Annotated in this window: 18 protein-coding genes; 9 read left to right on the forward strand and 9 right to left on the reverse strand. The window is 72.4% G+C overall.

Features of this window, described 5'->3' with window-relative positions; genetic code table 11:
• Window positions 1-25: 25 nt before the first annotated feature.
• Window positions 26-754 (reverse strand): DUF4386 domain-containing protein, encoded by a 729-nt coding sequence (locus tag M2302_RS30020; RefSeq protein ID WP_280841185.1) that lies wholly within the window; start codon window positions 752-754, stop codon window positions 26-28.
• A gap of 106 nt (window positions 755-860) precedes the next feature.
• Between M2302_RS30020 and M2302_RS30025 the strand changes: the two genes are divergently transcribed.
• Window positions 861-1,574 (forward strand): TetR/AcrR family transcriptional regulator C-terminal domain-containing protein, encoded by a 714-nt coding sequence (locus tag M2302_RS30025; RefSeq protein ID WP_280841186.1) that lies wholly within the window; start codon window positions 861-863, stop codon window positions 1,572-1,574.
• A gap of 220 nt (window positions 1,575-1,794) precedes the next feature.
• On the forward strand, window positions 1,795-1,917 hold the full coding sequence (locus tag M2302_RS30030; protein ID WP_210774610.1) for a 50S ribosomal protein L36: 123 nt from the start codon (window positions 1,795-1,797) through the stop codon (window positions 1,915-1,917).
• A gap of 40 nt (window positions 1,918-1,957) precedes the next feature.
• Here the strand turns inward: M2302_RS30030 and M2302_RS30035 are convergent, their stop codons facing one another.
• Together M2302_RS30035 and M2302_RS30040 are read right to left on the reverse strand one after the other, a co-directional pair.
• A complete protein-coding gene (locus tag M2302_RS30035) occupies window positions 1,958-3,058 on the reverse strand; it encodes an L-dopachrome tautomerase-related protein (RefSeq protein ID WP_280841187.1) in 1,101 nt (366 codons plus the stop codon).
• Window positions 3,059-3,263: 205 nt separating this feature from the next.
• On the reverse strand, window positions 3,264-4,121 hold the full coding sequence (locus M2302_RS30040) for an SDR family oxidoreductase (protein ID WP_280841188.1): 858 nt from the start codon (window positions 4,119-4,121) through the stop codon (window positions 3,264-3,266).
• A 113-nt stretch (window positions 4,122-4,234) separates the two neighbouring features.
• Between M2302_RS30040 and M2302_RS30045 the strand changes: the two genes are divergently transcribed.
• The 3 genes from M2302_RS30045 (at window position 4,235) to M2302_RS30055 (ending at window position 6,677) form a co-directional block, all read left to right on the forward strand.
• Window positions 4,235-4,669, forward strand: a complete 435-nt coding sequence (locus tag M2302_RS30045; protein ID WP_280841189.1) for a helix-turn-helix domain-containing protein — start codon at window positions 4,235-4,237, stop codon at window positions 4,667-4,669.
• A 250-nt stretch (window positions 4,670-4,919) separates the two neighbouring features.
• A complete protein-coding gene (locus tag M2302_RS30050; RefSeq protein WP_280841190.1) occupies window positions 4,920-6,296 on the forward strand; it encodes an FAD-dependent monooxygenase in 1,377 nt (458 codons plus the stop codon).
• Window positions 6,297-6,335: 39 nt separating this feature from the next.
• A complete protein-coding gene (locus M2302_RS30055) occupies window positions 6,336-6,677 on the forward strand; it encodes an MmcQ/YjbR family DNA-binding protein (protein ID WP_280841191.1) in 342 nt (113 codons plus the stop codon).
• Between the two features lie 14 nt (window positions 6,678-6,691).
• Here the strand turns inward: M2302_RS30055 and M2302_RS30060 are convergent, their stop codons facing one another.
• Together M2302_RS30060 and M2302_RS30065 are read right to left on the reverse strand one after the other, a co-directional pair.
• Window positions 6,692-8,269 (reverse strand): Na+/H+ antiporter, encoded by a 1,578-nt coding sequence (locus tag M2302_RS30060; RefSeq protein ID WP_280841192.1) that lies wholly within the window; start codon window positions 8,267-8,269, stop codon window positions 6,692-6,694.
• Between the two features lie 265 nt (window positions 8,270-8,534).
• On the reverse strand, window positions 8,535-9,338 hold the full coding sequence (locus M2302_RS30065) for a hypothetical protein (protein ID WP_280841193.1): 804 nt from the start codon (window positions 9,336-9,338) through the stop codon (window positions 8,535-8,537).
• A gap of 268 nt (window positions 9,339-9,606) precedes the next feature.
• Here M2302_RS30065 and M2302_RS30070 point away from each other — a divergent pair, with 268 nt between their 5' ends.
• The gene (locus tag M2302_RS30070; protein WP_280841194.1) at window positions 9,607-10,455 is read left to right on the forward strand and encodes a mycofactocin-coupled SDR family oxidoreductase; all 849 of its coding nucleotides are present in this window, start codon (window positions 9,607-9,609) and stop codon (window positions 10,453-10,455) included.
• 156 nt (window positions 10,456-10,611) lie between these two features.
• Entirely contained in the window at window positions 10,612-11,358 is a 747-nt protein-coding gene (locus M2302_RS30075) for a TylF/MycF/NovP-related O-methyltransferase (RefSeq protein ID WP_179804054.1), read from the forward strand.
• Between the two features lie 137 nt (window positions 11,359-11,495).
• On the opposite strand, the gene M2302_RS30080 is transcribed toward M2302_RS30075, so the two are convergent.
• Both M2302_RS30080 and M2302_RS30085 read right to left on the reverse strand, forming a co-directional pair.
• Window positions 11,496-12,287, reverse strand: a complete 792-nt coding sequence (locus M2302_RS30080; RefSeq protein ID WP_280841195.1) for an ABC transporter permease — start codon at window positions 12,285-12,287, stop codon at window positions 11,496-11,498.
• Window positions 12,280-13,257 (reverse strand): ATP-binding cassette domain-containing protein, encoded by a 978-nt coding sequence (locus tag M2302_RS30085; protein ID WP_280841196.1) that lies wholly within the window; start codon window positions 13,255-13,257, stop codon window positions 12,280-12,282. Before M2302_RS30085 ends, M2302_RS30080 begins: the two co-directional genes overlap by 8 nt.
• Before the next feature lie 907 nt (window positions 13,258-14,164).
• Between M2302_RS30085 and M2302_RS30090 the strand changes: the two genes are divergently transcribed.
• Window positions 14,165-14,395 (forward strand): hypothetical protein, encoded by a 231-nt coding sequence (locus M2302_RS30090; RefSeq protein ID WP_280841197.1) that lies wholly within the window; start codon window positions 14,165-14,167, stop codon window positions 14,393-14,395.
• A 112-nt stretch (window positions 14,396-14,507) separates the two neighbouring features.
• On the opposite strand, the gene M2302_RS30095 is transcribed toward M2302_RS30090, so the two are convergent.
• On the reverse strand, window positions 14,508-14,729 hold the full coding sequence (locus M2302_RS30095; RefSeq protein WP_280841198.1) for an acyl-CoA carboxylase epsilon subunit: 222 nt from the start codon (window positions 14,727-14,729) through the stop codon (window positions 14,508-14,510).
• Complete coding sequence (locus M2302_RS30100) at window positions 14,726-16,294, reverse strand: acyl-CoA carboxylase subunit beta (RefSeq protein WP_280841199.1); 1,569 nt, start codon at window positions 16,292-16,294, stop codon at window positions 14,726-14,728. Before M2302_RS30100 ends, M2302_RS30095 begins: the two co-directional genes overlap by 4 nt.
• A gap of 428 nt (window positions 16,295-16,722) precedes the next feature.
• Here M2302_RS30100 and M2302_RS30105 point away from each other — a divergent pair, with 428 nt between their 5' ends.
• Entirely contained in the window at window positions 16,723-18,846 is a 2,124-nt protein-coding gene (locus M2302_RS30105; RefSeq protein ID WP_280841200.1) for an MMPL family transporter, read from the forward strand.
• Window positions 18,847-19,151: the final 305 nt, after the last annotated feature.

The raw sequence follows: 19,151 nt of genomic DNA on the forward strand, positions 1-19,151 counted from the left end.
CACGGCACCACCGCGGCCGGACCGCTCACCCGGCCGACAGTTCGGCGCGTACCGGGCCCGTCGGGACGTCGCCGCCGGACGCGGCGGCCGGCGCGAAGCCGCGGAGGATGAGGTACCCGGCGAGGCTGACCTCCCACGCGAACACGGGCAGCGCGGCGAGCGAGCCCCAGATGGAGACCTGGTCGTAGAGCCCGAACAGCACGGCGGTCGCCGAGGCGCAGATGAGCGGCCCGCCGACCAGCCCGAGCACGGTGATGGACCGGGGCACCATTCGCGACCGGTACAGCAGGAGGGCGAGCAGCAGGCTGTTGGCCCCGAGCGCGACGTTGGGACCGAGCAGGAAGGCCCAGTCGTGGAGGGCGACGAGTGCCCGGGCGGCGGTGACGAGTGAGGCGTCGTCGGCGCCGGCCGTCCCGGCGACGTCCCGGCGCAGCGTCACCACCGACAGGACGCTGAGGATGCCCACGACGATGACGACCGCCTCCAGGACGCGTACGCAGAGGTAGCCGAGAGCGGCGGCGTGGTGCTGCCGCCTGACGACCGGGTAGAGCGTGACCGCCGTGCCGACGATGGCGCCGACGAGGATCAGCTCGAAGAACCCGCCGAGCAGCACCCGAGGGTCGGCGCCGGCCCCGAGGACGTAGTCGGCGTCGGTCAGCACGGGGCGGTAGAGCACCAGCCCCGCGATCGCGGCGATCTCGGTGATCAGGAAGAACACTCCCGCGGCCACCGCGGTCCTTCTCGTGGGGCTCATGTCGACTCCTGTCCGCGATCGGCAGGTGTACGCCGTACACCTGAGTATGCACGGACCATAGGTGTACTCTGTACACCTGTCAAGCGGGAGCGGAAAGGGCGAGCCGGTGACCGAGCAGAGCGAGGCCGCGCGTCGCCCGCTGAACACCGAGCGGGTGCTGCGTGCCGCCGTCGCGCTCGCCGACGCCACCGGGATCGACTCGCTCAGCATGCGCCGGCTCGCGCAGGAACTCGGCGTCGTCCCGATGGCGCTCTACAAGCACGTCGCGAACAAGGAAGAGCTGCTGGACGGCATGGCCGACGTGGTCGTCGGCGAGATCGACCCGCCGGACCCCGACGTCGACTGGAAGAGCGCCGTCCGGCAGCGGATCCTGTCCGCCCGACAGGCGCTCCTGCGTCACCCGTGGGCGTCGCGGGTGATCGAGTCACGTACCCGGCCCACGCCAGCCACCCTGGCGTACCTGGACTCGATGATCGGGATGTTCCGGGCCGGCGGTCTCTCCGTCGACCTCACGCACCACGTGATGCACGCGCTCGGGAGCCGCGTCCTCGGGTTCAGCCAGGAGTTGTTCGACGACGGCGCGCCGGGCCCCGACCCGGGCACGCAGGCGGCCGCGCTGCGGGAAATGTCCCGCAGGTACCCCCACATCGCGGAGGTCGCGTCGCGGGCCGACCACGACGGGCGGTCCGTCGTCGGTCCCGGCTGTGACGACCAGTTCGAGTTCGAGTTCGCTCTCGACCTCCTGCTCGACGGGTTCGACCGACTCCGGCGGCAGGGGTGGAGCTCCGCCACCGGCCAGCGGAGCCACCACCGGTCGTAGCGCGCACCGAGGTCAGCGCCCGGTCATCCCGGGCGGCCCGTCAGGCCCGCACCCGGTCGCGGCCCGCCGCGGGTACGGCGAATGCCGGCTGCCGGGTCGGGTACACCAGCCGCGGTGTGCCGACGGCCCGGGTGACACGTCCTGGCGCCGGGGCCGCCTCGTGCCGGTCGACGGTTCACCGGTCACGGCTGTGCGTCACCACAGGAAGGGATGGCTCGGGATGAAGGTCAGAAGCTCCCTGCGGTCGTTGAAGCGGAAGGCGAACTCGATCGTGGTCCGCCGCCGGGGCAAGCTGTTCGTGCTCAACAAGGCCGACCCACGCCAGAAGGCGCGGCAGGGCTGAGTGGAGGCGCGGCGCGCGGGGCCCGCACGCGCCCCCGGCGTCAGCGCAGCAGCACCGGTCCGGCGTCGATCCGGGTCCGGAACAGGGCGTACGGCTTGCGCCGCAGGTCCTGGCCACGCTGGTACGTCGGCTGGCGGTGCAGTTGGTTGGCGGTCACGTAGAGGTACCCGTCGGTGGCGACCGACATCGTGTCGGGCCAGAGCAGCCGGGGATCGTGGACCAGCGTCTCGTACTCGCCGTCGGCGCGGCGGCGCAGCACCGCGTTGTGCTCGTACGAGGTGAGGTAGAGCCGGCCGGCGTCGTCGGACTCCAGCCCGTCGGAGCCGCCGCCCTTGTCGCCCTCGTGGGCCACGGACGCGGCGACCAGGCCGTCGTCGACCGCCGGGTCGGCGAGCGCGTCGGTGGACACGCTGTACCAGTGCCGCGAGACGAGCGGGCAGTAGTACAGCCGGGCGCCGTCGTGCGAGATGGCGATGCCGTCCGAGCCGATCGCGATCGGCTTCGGCGGGCCGTCGGTGGGGCGTTCCAGCAGCGGCCGGCCCTCGACCACCGGCCGGAACGTCGCCAGCGGCTCGGCCTTGGTGGACGGGTGGTCGTGCAGCCGCCGCCAGGACGCCCCGGAGGCCAGGTCCACCACGATGATCCCGTTCGGGCCGGAGTTGGAGGAGTCGGTGATGTAGGCGGTGCCGGCCTCGCCGCGCCGCAGGTCGAAGCGCACGTCGTTGAGGTACGTCGTGGGCAGCGCCACGTCGGTCGGGAAGGTGATGACCTGGCCGACGCTGTCGGTGTCCAGGTCCACCCGGACCAGCTTCGGCCCGCCGGGGACGGTGGGTCCGAACATCGGGCTGCCGGTGTCGAGCACCCAGAGCCGGTCGGCGGGGTCGACCACGATGCTCTGCACCGACACGAACGCCGTCGCGTCGTCGTTGCCGGACGGGCTGTTCCACCGCTGGTCCGGGAAGGGCACCTCCGCGCCGTCGCGCAGTTCGACCACCGTCGCCGGCACCTCGTCGCCCCACTGGGGGAAGTTGACGAAGACGCGGCCGGTGTGCGAGACGCTGACCCCGGTCGGCATCGGCCCGGTGAAGCGGTGCACGAGTTCCAGCTCACCGAGCGGCTCGTCGGGCACCGGCCCGGTCACGACGTGCTCCGTCGGGTCCGCCCGCTCGCTCGCGCCGCGAGGGTGCGCGGGCACCGGTGGACCAGGTCCTCCATCGTCGTCATCTCCGTTCGGCGGTGGAGGTCGGTCCTTCCCGCCGAACGCTGCCGCAAACGCCCGAATCACGACGGTGCTCGGTGCGGGCGCCGGTGGCCCAGCTACGCCAGGGCCACCGGCGCCGAGGGCATCAGCCCTTGAGCGCCACCGCGACCGCGTCGGCGAGGGTGGTGGTGGGGCGGCCGGCGAGGCGGCGCAGGTCACCGCTGTCGGTGGTCAGCTCGCCCCGGGCGATGCCCCGGTCGCACTCGGCCAGCGTGGCCGCGTACGGCTCCGGCAGGCCGGCGGCGACCAGCGCCGTCGCGTACTCCTCGGCCGGCAGGTCGCGGTAGACCACCTCGGTGCCGCTCTGCCGGGAGATCTCGGCGGCGAGTTCGGCCAGGGTGAACGGCTCGTCGCCGCCCAGCTCGTAGACCGCGTTCTGGTGGCCGTCACCGGCCAGGACGGCGGCAGCGGCGGCGGCGTAGTCGGCCCGGGTGGCTGCGGCGACCCGGCCGTCACCGGCGCTGCCGAGGACCGCGCCGTGCTGGAGCGTGGCGGCCAGGTTGCCGGTGTAGTTCTCGGTGTACCAGCCGTTGCGCAGCAGCGCGTACGGCAGGCCGGAGGCCCGGATCAGCTCCTCGGTCGCCTGGTGCTCGGCGGCGAGCGGGAAGGTGGCGGTGTCGGCCTTCAGAACACTGGTGTAAGCGATCAGGCGTACCCCGGCGGCCACGGCGGCGTCGATGACGGCGCGGTGCTGCGCCACCCGCCGCCCGACCTCGTTGGCCGAGACGAGCAGCAGGCGGTCGGCGCCGGCGAGGGCGCCGGTCAGGGTCTCGGGGCGGTCGTAGTCGGCCTCCCGCACGAGCACGCCTCGGGCGGCCAGGTCGGCGGCCTTCTCCGGGGTGCGGACCGCGGCGATGATCTGCTGGGCGGGAACGCCGCGGTCGAGCAGTTCGGTGACGACGAGGCGGCCGAGCAGGCCGGTGGCTCCGGTTACGACGATCATGGTCACTCCTCGGGGATGACGGGTGCCTCGAAGCATGCACTAACTTTCGGAAAGTGCCAACCCATAGGTAAGTGCGGTGGATCGGAGGGTGTCGGCCGGGTACCGTCGAGCCCATGACTGCTCCCCTCACCAACCCCGGCGGAGCGGACGCCAGGGACGCCGACGACCAGCTCGTCGCGGACGTCTTCGCCCGCGGCTGCGGCTCGCGTCGCACGCTGGAGAACATCGCCGGCAAGTGGGGGATCCTGGCTCTCTCCGCGCTGCACGAGGGCGCGTACCGGTTCAACGCGCTGCGCCGCCGCGTCGACGGGGTCAGCGAGAAGATGCTGTCCCAGACGCTCCAGGCGCTGGAGCGGGACGGCCTGGTGCGGCGGGACGTGCAGACGACCATCCCGCCGCACGTGGAGTACAGCCTCACCCCGCTCGGCGCCCGGGTGGCCGAGCGGCTGATCGGGCTGATCGAGCTGGTCGAGGGCGAGCTGGGCACCGTGCTGGCGGCCCAGGCCGAGTACGACCGGGCGGCGGCGGACCGGAACCGGCGGAAGTAGGCCCGGTCGGCGGAAGCGTCGGGTGGGGCATCCGCGTTACGCGGCGACCGCGTCGGAATGGCGACAGTGCGCGACGGAGGTCGGCGGGCGGCCGGACGGTTAGATTCGCCGGCGAGGCTCACCGCAGAGCCAACCCGCTCGGCCTGCCCCGTCGATGCCCGCAGCCCCGGTCTCCCCCTCGCACCCGCGGGGACGCCCGGCCGCGCGCCACGACGCCGGCACCCGGACCGCCGCCCCCCGGGAGGTCGTGATGTACCAGTCGCCCGCGCGAGTCTTCGCCCGGCTCGGCGCCACCGGGCCGGTGCCCGCGCCATCGTTGATGATGGGCCGGGCCGTGGTGCTCGGCGCGAGCGTGGCCGGGGTGCTGGCGGCCCGGGTGCTCGCCGAGCACGCCGAGAGCGTGCTCGTGGTGGACCGGGACGAGCTGGGTGCGGGCACCGGACACCGGGCCGGAGTGCCGCAGGGCACCCAGATGCACGTCCTGCTCCCGGCGGGCCGGGACCAGATCGACCGGTGGTTCCCCGGCTTCTCCCGCCAGGCCGTGGCCGAGGGTGCCGTCCTGCTGCCCGCCGCCGCCCGCCGCAGCTACCTCGACGGCCGGCGCAAGGTCCCGGGCTCGGACGTCGACATGATCGCGGCGAGCCGGCCCTTCCTGGAGGAACTGCTCCGCCGCCGCACGTTGGCGCTGCCCAACGTGACCCTGCTGCCCGGACGCGTCACCGGCCTGGACTTCGCCGGCACCGCGGTCACCGGGGTACGGCACGAGAGCGCCACCGGCCCGGTCGTCACGCCCGCCGACTTCGTCGTGGACGCCACCGGCCGGTCGAGCCGCCTCGGCGACTGGCTGGAGCAGGGCGGGTGGGAACGCCCCCCGATGCGCCGGATGGCGATCAACCTGCACTACGCGACCGCCACGTTCCGGCGTACCGAAGAGCACCCGGTGCCGGTCGCGGTGCTGGCTGGCTGTACCGCCGCGGGCGGCGACATCGCCGGCGCCGCCTTCTCCGCCATCGAGGGCGACCGGTGGATCGTGATGCTCGGCAGCTACGGCGACGACCGGCCCGGCCGCGACGCGGACGACCTCGTCCGCCGGTGCCGGGAGAACTTCCCCCCGGAGTTCGCCCCGGTGGTGGCCAACGAGATGCTCGGGACGGTCCGCACCTATCGGCAGGCCGACAGCCGGCGCCGGGACTTCGACCGCCTCCGCCGGCTGCCGGCCCGGCTGGTCGCGGTCGGTGACGCGGTCTCCTCGTTCAACCCGATCTACGGGCAGGGCATGTCGTCGGCGGCCCTGCAGGCCTCCTGCCTCGCGGAGTACCTCCGCTCCGGCGCCGACCTGCGCCGACCGGCCCGGGAGTTCCTCGCGTTGCAGCGGGTCGTGGTCGACGCGGCCTGGGGGATGTCCACCACCGCCGACCTGGCCCGCCCGTCGGTGCCCGGCCCCCGTCCCCCGGGCTACCGGATCTCCCGATGGGTGGCCGACCAGATCACCGCGGCGTCGGTGACCGACCCGGTGACCGCCCGGCGCTTCGACGCGGTCGTCGAGATGCGCCGCCACCCGAACTCGCTCGCCGCCCCCCGCACCCTGCTGCGCGCGGTCCGGGTCAACCAGGCCCAGGGGCGCTGAACGTCCGGGGATGTCGGCCCACGCCGCTACGGTCGCCGCATGGTCACCGTCGCCGACGTACGGTCGCTGGCACTGACGTTGCCGCGCACCACCGAGCACCTGATCCGCGACCGGGTGAAGTTCCGGGTGGGCGCCATCGTCTACGTCGCGTTCTCCCGCGACGAGACGACGATGGGCTTCGGCTACCCGAAGGAGGAACGCGACGCGCTCGTCGCCGCCGAGCCGGACGTGTTCTTCCTGCCCGGCGCGTCCGACCTGCGCTTTCACTGGGTCTGCTGCCGACTCGACCGGCTCGACCACGACCAGATGACCGAGCTGGTGACCGAGGCGTGGCGGATGGTCGTGCCGAAGTTCCTGGCGCGGCAGCGGCTGGGTGCCTGACGGCGGCCGTCGCGTCATTCGCTGGTGCTCGGCCCCAGCAGCCGGATCTCCTCGATGTCCAGCGCGGCCTGCACCTCCCGCTGCACGGCGTCGTCGATCTCGTTGTTGTCGCGCAGCCGGTTGATCTCGCGGCGCTTGTGGTCGAGCAGTTGGAGCCGGAGGCGGCGGTCGCGCTCCCGCGCCTCGGCGGCCTCGTCCCCGGTCTCGGCGGTGCGCATGTCGTCGAGGTGCTGCTCGTAGTCGGTGCGGAGTCGGTGGACCGCTTCGGGGTCGACACCGATTCCGGCGGCGACCTCGGGCAGCGCGGCCAGGCCAGCCCTGGTGGCCGCCGTCCGGGCCTGCCGGACCTCCTCCTCCTGCTCGGTGTCGCCCCTGAGCCGCGCCCAGTTGAGCACGGCCGGCAGCGTGGTGCCCTGGATCAGGATCGTCAGCAGGATGACCATCGCGGTGCAGAAGATGATCAGGTCACGTTCGGCGACCGGGGCCCCCGAGGCGGTCGTCGTCGGCACCGCGAGCGCCGCCGCGAGGGACACCGCGCCACGGAATCCCGCCCACCCGGCCGCGGTGCGCACCCGCCAGCCAATCGGGCCCCGGCGCTGCTTTTTACGCCGTTCAACGAGTTCCAGGCCGAACCCGGCAATCTGCACCATCACCATCCGGGTCACCACCACCACGGCCGCCGCCACCGCCCCGATGGCCAACGCCTGCGTGGTCGAGGTGCTGGTGATGCTCTCCGCCGCCCGGGGGATCTGCATGCCGAGCAGGACGAACAACGAACCGTTGATCAGGAATGTGGAGAGGTCCCAGAATGCGTAGGCCAGCACCCGGGAGCGGGCCCGGATCACGCGGGGCCCGTAGTAGGACAGGATGAGACCGGCGACCACCACCGCCAGCACGCCGCTGGCATGGACGAGCTCCGCCAGCAGGAACGCGAGGAACGGGGTCAGCACGCTCAGCGCGCCCTCGCGCAGCGGGTCGTCGAGGCGTAGGCGGATCGCGATCACGACTCCGCCGGCCAGCAGGCCGGCGGCGACCCCGCCCCCGGCCGCGCGGCCGAACTCCCCGAGCAGGGCCGGTGCGTCCGGCCAGGCGCCGCCGACGATCAGGCCGACCGTGACGGAGAAGAGCACCAGGGCGGTGCCGTCGTTGATCAGGCTTTCCGCGCGCAACGTTGTCAGGAGCCGGCGGGGCATCCGTTTGGCCAGGCCGGCGACCGCCGCGGCGTCGGTCGGCGCGAGCACCGCGCCCAGCGCCCAGGCCGCGGCCGGTTCCACCCCGAGCTGCTGCACGGCCAGGGACACCGCGACCATCGTGATCCCCACCAGCACCACGGCGAGCAACGTGATCGCCGGCAGGTTCGCCCGGATCTCGCGGATGCTGACGACCAGGCTCTCCCGGTAGAGGATCGCCGGCAGGAAGAGCAGCAGCACCACCTCCGGCTCCAGCACCACGTGGGACAGCGGTGGGAGCAGCGCGAGCAGCGCACCCATGGTGATCAGCAGGACCGGCGGGGCCACGCTGTAGCGGCCACCGAGGGTGGTGCCGACCAGCACCGTGGCGGCCAGGACCACGATCAGGAACAGCGCCTCCACGTCACCCCTTCCACCGGCGGCGGTCGGCACGCCGCCGCCGCGGGGCGTCGTCCCGACCGTTCCGCCCCGCGCGGCCGCCGCCCGCCCCGCGCGGCCGGGGGCGGGCCCGCCGGTCGCCGACCACCCCGAACATCGTGATACGGCCGGTGGTCGGCGCGGGCCGGAACGATCGATCCGGCCCGCGCCCGACGCGACGGCGGGGGAGCGGATCAGCGGCCTGCCCTCGGGCCGCGCGCCTTCGTCGTCTGGACGTTCGGGTGGATCGTCACGGTGCGTCCGGCGCCGGGAGGTCGCGCTGCGGCGGAGGCGGGAGCGGGGCGTCCAGCAGCCGCCGGACGGCCTCGCCGATCACCGGGTCCACCGGGAACCGCTCCGCCAGCCAGCCGAACACCGCCCGCGCCGCCTCGCGGTTGCGCGCGTACCCCGGGACCATCGCGGCCAGCGGCAGGACCTCCGGCGGGTACGCCTGCTCGACGCGCCGGCTGGCGTCGAACGGGTCGCGCCGGTGGCCCGCACCGGCCCCGGTGAGGCGCAGCAGCGCGATCACCCGGTCCACCGCGTACGACTGGATGAAGCGGGCCGCGGTGAGCCGTTCGCCGCGCAGCTCCCGGTGCAGGCCGACGTAGAGGTTGGTCAGCGCCTCGTTGAGGTGGAACTCCACCGTGTCGTACGGCGGCGCGCCCGGTGGCCGGCCGCACTCGGCCAGGGTGGCGGGCGCGTCGTCCCGCTGCCAGACGACGCGGGCGCCGGTGAACGGCAACCGCGCCAGCTCCGCGACGGTGAACACCGCGTACTCGACGAAGATCCCGTCGGCGTAGAGCGCCTTGCGACCGTTGCGCTCGTTGGCGAAGCTGTACGCCACCGGGCACGGCGCCGCCAGCCAGCCGATCTCCTCGACGTAGCGGGGCAGCGCGTCGTCGGCGACCACGACGAAGAAGTCCAGGTCGGAGTGCTCGTCCAGGCGGTCGTGCGCCATGCCGGCCGAGCCGAGGCCGAGCAGCGCCATGGCATCGGGGCGGGTGCGCAGGTGGGCGGCGAGGTCGTCGAGCCGCCGCAGCATCGGGTGCATGCCGTCGTCCCTTCGGCGAAGAGTCGACGTTTCAGCCCGTACGGCCCGATCGCCGCCGGGGTCGCGACACCGGTGCCGCCCATTCTGTGCCCCGCCGGCCGCGTCCTTCAAGGGACCAGTAGGGGTCGGAAGGGGTTCAGACCCGTCCCGTACCTGGTTAGCGTCGGCCCCGAGCGGGCCACCGTACGCGAGAATCACCGCCGCACGCGGCGCTGCTCCCGGTCGGTCTCGACTCACCTTTCACGCGATCCGGCAGAGGGAGACCCACATGGGGCGGGCGGAGAACAAGGTCGTCGTCATCACGGGCGCGGCCCGTGGTCAGGGGCGCAGCCACGCGGTCCGGCTGGCCGAGGAGGGCGCCGACATCATCGCGATCGACATCTGCAGGGACATCGACTCGGCCGGCTACGGCATGGCCGGCAACGAGGACCTGGAGGAGACGGCGCGCCTGGTCAAGGAGGCCGGCCGCCGGGTGGTCGTCCGGCACGCGGACGTCCGCGACTACGCAGCGCTGCGCGCGGCCATCGACGAGGGCGTCGCCGAGCTGGGGAAGATCGACGTCCTGATCCCGAACGCCGGCATCCTGCCGATGGGGCCGGACCAGCCGATCAGCGCCTTCACCGGCACCATCGACGTCAACCTCGCCGGGGTGCTGAACACCGTGCACGCGGCGCTGCCGCACTTCAACGAGGGCGTGTCGGTCATCATCGTCGGCTCGATCGCGAGTTTCCTGCCGCCGATGCCCTCCGACGTGATGGCCGGCGCCGGGTACGCCGGGTACCGGTTCGCCAAGCACGTCCTGGTCGACTACGTGAAGGCGCTGGCGCTGCAGCTCGCGCCGACCAGCGGGCGGGTCAACTCGGTCCACCCGACCACGGTGGACACCGACATGGCGTTCAACAAGGGAATGTTCCAGACCTACCGGCCGGACCTCGACGACCCCACCGTCGAGGACGTCGCGCCGATCCTCAGCGCCATCCACGCCATGCCGATCTCGCACGTGACCCAGGCCGACGTGACGCACGCCGTGGTCTACCTGGCCTCCGACGAGTCGCGCTACGTCACCGGCAGCCAGATCAAGATCGACGGTGGCGCGCTGGCCATGCAGCACCTCTGACGTCGTCCCGCCGTACCCGTACGGCGGGGTGGTGGACGCACCGGCGGTCGGGCCGTGCCGGATTGCGGCGCGGCCCGACCGGCGTCCGGCAGGGCAACCAAGGACCGATCGACAGCGGCGTCGGCACGCGCGCCGGCCGCGGAAGAGGACGGACAGATGACCGACACGGGAGTCACGCTCTACCTTGAGCTGATCAAGAAGGTGATCGCCAACGAGATCTACACCGACAACGCCGCTCCCTGGTGGACGGGGGCCGAGGGCGCCGCGGTGCCCGAGGGGGGCCTTCCGGGCACCTCCGCCGCGCACACGCTGGTCGGTCTCGAGGGCCTGGACAACGTGCAGGAGTGCGTCGAGCGGGTGCTGGCCGACGGGATCCCCGGGGACCTGGTCGAGACCGGGGTGTGGCGCGGCGGTGTGACCATCCTGATGCGCGCCATCCTCAAGGCGCACGGCGTCACCGATCGGCGCGTCTGGGCCGCCGACTCCTTCGAGGGCGTGCCCGAGGCGGGGGAGGGCAGCCACCCGCTGGACCAGGAGATGGCCCTGCACAACCTGAACAGCATGCTCAGCGTCTCGGCGGACGCGGTCCGGGCCAACTTCAAGGCGTACGACCTGCTCGACGAGCAGGTGGAGTTCCTGGAGGGGTGGTTCAAGGACACCCTGCCGGCGGCGCCGATCTCCTCGATCGCCGTGCTTCGCCTCGACGGCGACCTGTACGAGTCGACCCGGGAGGCGCTGATCCCGCTCTACCCCAAGCTCTCCGCGGGCGGGTTCATCATCATCGACGACTACAACATGGAGCCCTGCCGGGCGGCGGTGCACGAGTACCGCGACGAACACGGGATCACCGACGAGATCCGGCCGGTGGACAACGGCGGGGTGTTCTGGCGCAAGACGGCCTGAGCCCGCGTACGCCGCAAGGGCGCCGCCTCCCGACGGAGGCGGCGCCCTTGTCGTGTCGGTGCTGTCGGCGCACGCGCGAAGGCCCTTCTCCAACGGGGAGGAGAAGGGCCTTCGCTGTCGGTGACCGACGCCCGCGCTCAGTCCGTCTTCTTCTGGAAGAAGACCGCGGCGAGGGTGACGGAGACGACGAGGATGCCGACCGACCAGGCGAGCGCGATCCAGGGGTTGTCGCCGACCGGCCGGTCGAGCAGGAACCCGCGGACGCTCTCGATGATCGGGGTGGACGGCTGGTGCTCGGCCACGCCCTGCAACCAGCCGGGCAGCGTGTGGATCGGGACGAACGCGCTGCTGACGTAGGGCAGGAACATCATGATGAAGGCGAAGCTGGCGGCCGCGTCGGTGGACTTGGTGAGCAGCCCGACCACCGCGGAGAGCCAGGACATCGCCAGGATGAAGGTGACCAGGATGCCGCCGGCGGCGAGCCACTGGAGCAGGCTGGCCTCGGGCCGGAACCCGATGAGCAGGGCCACCGCGATCACCACGACCGTGGAGACGATGTTCTTGATGACGCTGGCGGTGACGTGGCCGCCGAGCAGCACCGCGCCGCTGACGTCCATCGACCGGAACCGGTCGATGATGCCGGTGCTCATGTCGTTGGCGACGCCCACGCCGGTCTGGGCGGCGCCCCACACCGTGCAGAGCAGCAGCACGCCGGGGGAGACGTAGGTGACGTAGTCGCCGCCGGTCTGGATCGCCCCGCCGAAGAGGTAGACGAAGAGCACCATCATCATGATGGGCAGCATCAGCGCCATCATCAGGGCGTCCAGGTCCCGGCTGGTCAGCCGGGTGCAGCGCCCGATCATGGTCACCATGTCGGTCCCGAGCGAGGTGGGCCGGGGCCGGTTGCGCAGGACGATGGACTCAGTCACCGACAGTCTCCTTAACTCGCTCCACCTCCGGGCTCGGGGTGGGGTGGCCCGTCAGCGCCAGGAACACGTCGTCCAGCGTGGCGCTGTGCACCTGGAACTTCGTGATCCGGTTGCGCTGCGGGTCTGCCTCGTCCAGCACGGCCCGCACCTGGTTGGCCGAGCCGTCGGTGGTGACCCCGATCGTCAGCAGGTCGAGATCCTTGGTGACCACCCGCTCGCCCAGCAGCACCAGGACGTCCTCCAGCGCCGTGCGGTCGACCAGCTCCAGGTCGAGCCGCTGACCCGCGACCCGCTCCTTGAGCTGCGTGGGGGTGCCCTCGGCGACGATGGTGCCGCCGTCGAGCAGGGCCACCCGGTCGGCGAGCCGGTCGGCCTCCTCCAGGTACTGCGTGGTCAGGAAGATGGTCAGGCCGTTGGCGGCCAGGTCGGCGATGACGCCCCACAGTGCGAGGCGGCTGCGCGGGTCCAGGCCGGTGGTCGGCTCGTCGAGGAAGACCACCGACGGCGCCCCGACCAGGCTCGCGGCGAGGTCCAGCCGGCGGGCCATGCCGCCCGAGTAGGTGGCCAGTCGCCGGCCACCGGCGTCGGTCAGGTCGAACCGGGCGAGCAGCTGCTTCGCGCGCTCCTGCGACTCGGCGCGGGACAGGCCGGTGAGCCGGCCCATCATGCGCAGGTTCTCCTCGCCGGTCTGGTTCTTGTCGATCGCCGCGTACTGGCCGGTCAGGGTGATGGCCCGCCGCACCTTGCGCCGCTCCTTGACGATGTCGAAGCCCGCGACCCTGGCCCGTCCCGCGTCGAGGGAGGTGAGCGTCGAGAGGATGCGGACGCTGGTCGTCTTGCCCGACCCGTTGGGGCCCAGCAGGGCGAAGACGCTGCCCCGGGGGACGGTGATGTCCACGCCCTTGAGCACCTGCACGTCGCCGTAGGACTTTCGTAGCCCGCTGGCTTCTATTGCCAATTCGTAGGCCATTGTCGTTGCACTCCTCGCCGTCCCTGCTCCCGGTGGTCTTCTGCGTGCCTCGTACGCTAATCCGTGTAGACTGTACGCAGTTCGATGTTCGCCTGTCAACATGCTTCGTCACCGCAGGTCAAGACCGTTCTCGCCGCCGCGCCGGGCGCCTCCGGTGGGGGCTCGCGGGCGGTGCCGGTCCGCAGGCGGGCAGGGCGTGCTCGGCGTGTCGGCGACGGGTGGACCGGGGGCGGGGCCACGGCCCCCAATGGGAGGCGGCGCGGCTGGATTTCCCGTGCTCGACAATGCGCGTAATCGCCGCCGACGGCCGGCTTGCTGCGCTGTTCTGAAACGTCCTCACTCATTTTCCGTCATCCGGGATCAGATGGGGGATGACCCTGATTTGTGGCCCCGCGACGCGTGCGCCGACCCCTAGGTGGACCGCGTTCGTGCTGCTCGCGACCGGGTTCCGAACCGTCGCCGGTGGTCCTGGTCGGGGGTGCCGACGTGCCGCTTCCCGCCCGGCGCCCGGTGCTGGGGTTGACGCGTCGAGTAGCCGGTGTGTACGGTCGGCACACAACGGTATACGGCATAAACAGAAGCTTTCGGGGTCTATTCCCGAGCCGATTTCTGTTCGGTTCGAGGTTGACGCCGGGAAAGTCGCCACAATCATTCCGTTCTCACTTGTCGCATTGATGTTCGACTTCCTGTGTCGATTCGCGCCCGGCGCGACCAGCGCGGGTCGTCGAGGCGGACGGTGAGACGGCGCGGACGAGAGGGCGCAGGCGGCCCGGGAGGGGTCACCCTCGGGTGGTCGCCCATCGCCCGGGAGGAGAGGGCGACGGTGATCGGAACGCACAGGGATCGGGTGAGGGTGATGTCGGGAGGAATGGTGGGTCTGCGTTGGGAACACAACGTGGAGGTCACGGTGTCTCCGGACGGGTGGCTGATCCTGCACCGACAGCCGACCGCCGTCACGTACCGGTACCCGCCCTTTGTCACGGTCTCCTGGATCTCGCTGCAACGGCACGGCGGCGACCTCAACCTGGCCGCGGACGAGGTGGCCACCAGCTGGGAGGCGGACCGCGCGGAGATCATCGTGGTCATCGGCCGGTGGCTCGACGAGCTGCGCGAAGCCGGCCTGGTGCGCGAGGACTGAACGAGGCGGGCAACCGCCGCCCCCGGTGCCCGCCGGGTCGGTGTCGACGCGGTGCGAGGCGACGGCGACCCGGTCGGTCCCGACGCTGTCGGCCCGGTCGGCGGGGACCCGGTCAGTGGCATCGCGAGGCCCAGGCACCGGGCGCCCGGTAGTCCGCCGCCGGGGACCACGGCGCCTCGGCGCGCCGACGGCCGGTCCGGGCCGTACCCCGAGCGGCGCGCAGCGCGCACATCAGGGCGACCGTGGCCGCCGCGAGCTCCTCCTCGGTGGGCGTGCCCCGGACCACCACCAGCCGCGGGACCCCCGCCGCGTCGGACTGCTCCGCCGCGGTCACGTCGGCGGGTTCCCGTGCTTACGCCCCGGCAGTTGCACCCGCTTGGCCCGCAGCGTCTCCAGCGCCCCGATCAGCACCGCGCGCGTCTCGGCCGGGTCGATGACGTCGTCCACCAGGCCGCGCTCGGCCGCGTAGTAGGGGTGCATCAGCTCCTGCTCGTACTGCTTGATCCGCTGCCGGCGGGCCACCTCCGGGTCGGGCGCCGCCGCGATCTCCCTGCGGAACACCACATTGGCCGCGCTCTCCGCGCCCATCACCGCGATCTCGTTGCTCGGCCACGCGAACGAGAGGTCCGCGCCGATCGACCGGGAATCCATCACGATGTACGCCCCGCCGTACGCCTTGCGCAGGATCACCTGGATCCGGGGCACGGTCGCCGAGCAGTACGCGTACAGCAACTGGGCGCCGTGCCGGATGATCCCGCTGTGCTCCTGCGCGGTGCCGGGCAGGAAGCCGGGCACGTCGACCAGGGTCACCAGCGGGATGCTGAAGGCGTCGCAGGTCTGCACGAAGCGGGCCGCCTTGGCCGAGGCCAACCCGTCGAGGGCGCCGGCGAGCATCCGGGGCTGGTTGGCGACGATGCCGACCACGTGCCCGTCCAGCCGGGCCAGGCCGCAGACGATGTTGCGGGCCCAGGAGGCGTGCACCTCGAGCAGGTCCCCGTCGTCGACGATCTCCCCGATCACCTCGCGCATGTCGTACGAGCCGCGGGGGTCGGCGGGCACCAGGTCGAGCAGGCGCGGGCAGCGGCGGTCCGGCGGGTCCCCGGTGGGCTGCACCGGGGGCAGCTCCCGGTTGTTGGACGGCAGCAGCGAGAGCAGGTGCCGGACCTCGGCCAGGCACTCCGCCTCGGTGTCGTGCACGAACGAGACGGTGCCGGTGACCGAGGCGTGCACCTCGGCGCCGCCGAGCTGTTCGTGCGTCACGGTCTCGCCCGTCACCGCCTGCACCACGTCCGGCCCGGTGAGGTAGAGCTGGGCCACGTTGCGGACGGCGAAGACGAAGTCGGTCAGCGCCGGGGAGTACGCCGCGCCGCCGGCGCAGGGCCCGAGCATCACGCTGATCTGGGGGATCACCCCGGACGCCTGCACGTTGCGGCGGAAGATGCCGCCGTACCCGGCCAGGGCGGTGACGCCCTCCTGGATGCGGGCACCCGCGCCGTCGCCGAGGCAGACCAGGGGCGCGCCGGCCGACTCGGCCATGTCCATGATCTTGTGGATCTTCTCGGCATGGGCCTCACCCAGCGAGCCGCCGAAGATCCGGAAGTCGTGCGCGTACGCGAAGACCGTCCGGCCGTCGACCTTGCCCCAGCCGGTCACCACGCCGTCGGTGTGTGGCCGGCGGTCCTCCAGCCCGAACCCGGCGGCCCGGTGCCGGCGCAACTGCTCGATCTCCCGGAACGTGCCCTCGTCGAAGAGCAGGTCGAGCCGTTCCCGGACGGTGAGTTTGCCCTTGGCGTGCTGCTGCGCCGAGGCGCGGGGACCCGGCCCGGCGACGGCCGTGGCCTTGACGGAATGCAGCTCGGCCACCCGGGACCCGAGGTCGGAATGCGGTTTGTCCACCATGCGTCGTCGCCCCTCACGCTCGCCGACGTCGACCCGCGTCAACCGGCTGGTCGGGCTCTCACGTAACCACCGGCGACGGCGGCACGAACAGAACAGCCGCCCCCTAACCAGGACGACGGATCCCCTAGCCGCCCGCCCGACGACCCCAGGGCCATCGGCATTTCCGCAGCTAAACCGGGGTACGAGCGCTTCTTCCCAACTGGTCGGACACTCTGCCGAAGTGCTTGACGCTGTTCCGCCGTACTGCTTAGCATGTACGCGTGGGGCATACGCAGAAGCATGCCCCGCGTGGTGGGGCACCTTCGGAAATGGCCGTCAGGCCCGATGAGCGACGAGGTCTTGTCCCCGTCCCCAGGCGGACGACGCCGGGATCTCCGTGCCCTGGACGATGAAATCGGCATAGACGGGCATAGAAGGGTTTCGGCTCAATGAGCGATTCTGTCGGGCTACTGGCCAAATTGCCGAGTGGTCGGCGTTCCAAGTGGGCCATCCTCGCGTTGTGGATAGTCCTCGCCGTCGTGCTCGGCCCGCTCTTCGGCAAGATCGAGGACTACGAGGACCGGACTCCGTCCGGCAGCCTTCCGCGCGGCGCCGAGTCGACCGCCGTCATGGAGGAGTTGGACAAGTACCGCTCCGCCTCCGAGGCCGTCCCGGTGGTCGCCGTCTACACCCGCGAGTCCGGGATCCAGGACGCCGACCGCAACAAGGTGGAGGCCGACCGTACGGCGTTCGCGAAGTTCGCCGACGGCGGCGCGGCCATCCAGCCGGCCATCCCGTCCCAGGACGGCAAGGCGCTCATGCTGGTGGTGCCGCTGACCCGTGACGACGTCGAGATCGACTTCGCGGTCAAGGACCTGCGCACCGCCGCCCAGGCCGGCGCCCCGGCCGGGCTGGACGTCGACCTCGGCGGCCCCGGCGGTCTGCTCAACGACTACACGCAGGCGTTCGAGAACCTCGACGTCAACCTGATGATCGCGACCAGCTCGATCGTCATCGTGCTGCTCCTGCTGATCTACCGCAGCCCGTTCCTCTGGATCTTCCCCCTGCTGGCCGTCGGCTTCGCCAGCGCGCTCACCCAGGGGGTCGCGTACCTGCTCGCCAAAAACGCCGGCCTGCCGGTCAACCCGGCCAGCTCCAGTTTGCTGATGATCCTGCTGTTCGGCGTCGGCACCGACTACGCGCTGCTGCTCATCGCCCGCTACCGCGAGGAGCTGCGCCGGCACGCCGACAAGCACCTGGCCATGGGCATCGCGCTGCGCCGCTCGGGCCCGGCGATCCTCGCCTCCGCCGCGACCGTCGTGGTCGGCCTGGCCTGCCTCGCCCTGGCCGACATGCAGAGCGCCCGCAGCCTCGGCCTGGTCGGCGCCACCGGTGTGCTCTGCGCGTACCTGGCGATGGTCACCATCCTGCCGGCGCTGCTGGTGATCGCCGGCCGGTGGGTGTTCTGGCCGTTCGTGCCGAAGTTCGGCCAGGAGGCGCGGGCCGGGCGCGGCTTCTGGTCCCGGATCGGCACGTCCGTCGGCCGCCACCCCCGGGTGGTCTGGCTCGGCTGCCTGATCGTGATCGGCGGCCTCGCCGTCAGCGCTTTGGACATCAAGATGGGGCTCGCCCAGACCGAGGTGTTCCAGACCAAGCCCCAGTCGGTCACCGCGCAGGAGAAGCTTGCCCGGCACTTCCCGTCCGGCGCGTCCGACCCGGCCATCCTCGTCGCCGACGCGTCGGCGGCCGGGCCGGTCAAGGCCGCCGCCGCCGGCGTGGACGGCACGACGGTCGGCCAGGAGTCGCCCAGCCCCGACGGCAAGCGGGTCATCATCGACGTGGTGCTCCGGGACGCGCCCGACAGCGACGCGGCGAAGGAGACCATCGACGAGATCCGGAACGCGGTGCACGCCGTACCCGGGGCGAACGCGAAGGTCGGCGGCACCACCGCGGAGACCCTGGACATCGACCGGGCCTCCAGCCGGGACGCCCAGGTGGTCATCCCGGTCGTGCTCGCGGTGATCCTGCTGTTCCTGATCATCCTGCTGCGCGCCCTGGTGGCGCCGCTGGTCCTGCTCGGCACGGTGGTGGCGTCCTACTTCGCCGCGCTGGGCGCGTCGCACCTGCTCTTCAAGCACGTGTTCGGGCACGAGGGGACGGCCTGGCAGTTGCCGCTGGTCAGCTTCGTCTTCCTCGCGGCACTCGGCGTCGACTACAACATCTTCCTGATGACGCGGGTGCACGAGGAGGCCGCGCGCCACGGCCATGCCGAAGGCGTACGCCGTGGTCTGTCCACCACCGGCAGCGTCATCACCTCGGCCGGCATCGTGCTGGCGGCGACGTTCGCGGTCTTCGCCTCCATGCCGGTGGTCGACATGATCCAGTTCGGTGTGGTCGTCGCGGTGGGCGTCCTGCTCGATGCCTTCCTGGTGCGGACGCTGCTGGTGCCGGCGCTCTCCTTCGACATCGGCCGGGCGAGCTGGTGGCCCGGGCGCCTCTACCGGGACCTCGGCAAGCAGGCCTCCGCGCCGGTCAGCCCCGGCGTGCCGGGGCCGGTGCGGGCCAGCAAGTAGCCACCGGCCGGGGCAGGTCTTGGGCCCGCCCCGGCCTCCGGTGAGGCTGTGCGCTCCGCGCCGCGGGCGGTGGTCGCCGGCCTTGGCCGGGGACCGTGACCTGAGGTGAGGCGGCACCGAGCCCCAGCAGGACGTGCCATTCGCTTCGGCGGGGGGGGGGGGGCCCGGGGGGGGGGGGGCGCGCCCCGCCCCCCCCCCCCGCCGCCGCGCCCCCCCCCCCCCCCCCCCCCCCCCCCCCCCCCCCCCCCCGCCCCCCCCCCCCCCCCCCCCCCCCCCCCCCCCCCCCCCCCCCCCCCCCCCCCCCC

Source organism: Micromonospora sp. A200, assembly GCF_029893845.1.
GTDB classification, from domain to species: Bacteria; Actinomycetota; Actinomycetes; order Mycobacteriales; family Micromonosporaceae; genus Micromonospora; species Micromonospora purpureochromogenes.

Coding starts and splice junctions, on each gene's coding strand:
- M2302_RS30020 (WP_280841185.1), bottom strand. CDS start 754: ATGAGCCCCACGAGAAGGACCGCGGTGGCCGCGGGAGTGTTCTTCCTG.
- M2302_RS30085 (WP_280841196.1), bottom strand. CDS start 13,257: ATGGCCTACGAATTGGCAATAGAAGCCAGCGGGCTACGAAAGTCCTAC.
- M2302_RS30065 (WP_280841193.1), bottom strand. CDS start 9,338: ATGCACCCGATGCTGCGGCGGCTCGACGACCTCGCCGCCCACCTGCGC.
- M2302_RS30055 (WP_280841191.1), top strand. CDS start 6,336: ATGGTCACCGTCGCCGACGTACGGTCGCTGGCACTGACGTTGCCGCGC.
- M2302_RS30045 (WP_280841189.1), top strand. CDS start 4,235: ATGACTGCTCCCCTCACCAACCCCGGCGGAGCGGACGCCAGGGACGCC.
- M2302_RS30100 (WP_280841199.1), bottom strand. CDS start 16,294: ATGGTGGACAAACCGCATTCCGACCTCGGGTCCCGGGTGGCCGAGCTG.
- M2302_RS30040 (WP_280841188.1), bottom strand. CDS start 4,121: ATGATCGTCGTAACCGGAGCCACCGGCCTGCTCGGCCGCCTCGTCGTC.
- M2302_RS30105 (WP_280841200.1), top strand. CDS start 16,723: ATGAGCGATTCTGTCGGGCTACTGGCCAAATTGCCGAGTGGTCGGCGT.
- M2302_RS30030 (WP_210774610.1), top strand. CDS start 1,795: ATGAAGGTCAGAAGCTCCCTGCGGTCGTTGAAGCGGAAGGCGAACTCG.
- M2302_RS30050 (WP_280841190.1), top strand. CDS start 4,920: ATGTACCAGTCGCCCGCGCGAGTCTTCGCCCGGCTCGGCGCCACCGGG.
- M2302_RS30070 (WP_280841194.1), top strand. CDS start 9,607: ATGGGGCGGGCGGAGAACAAGGTCGTCGTCATCACGGGCGCGGCCCGT.
- M2302_RS30075 (WP_179804054.1), top strand. CDS start 10,612: ATGACCGACACGGGAGTCACGCTCTACCTTGAGCTGATCAAGAAGGTG.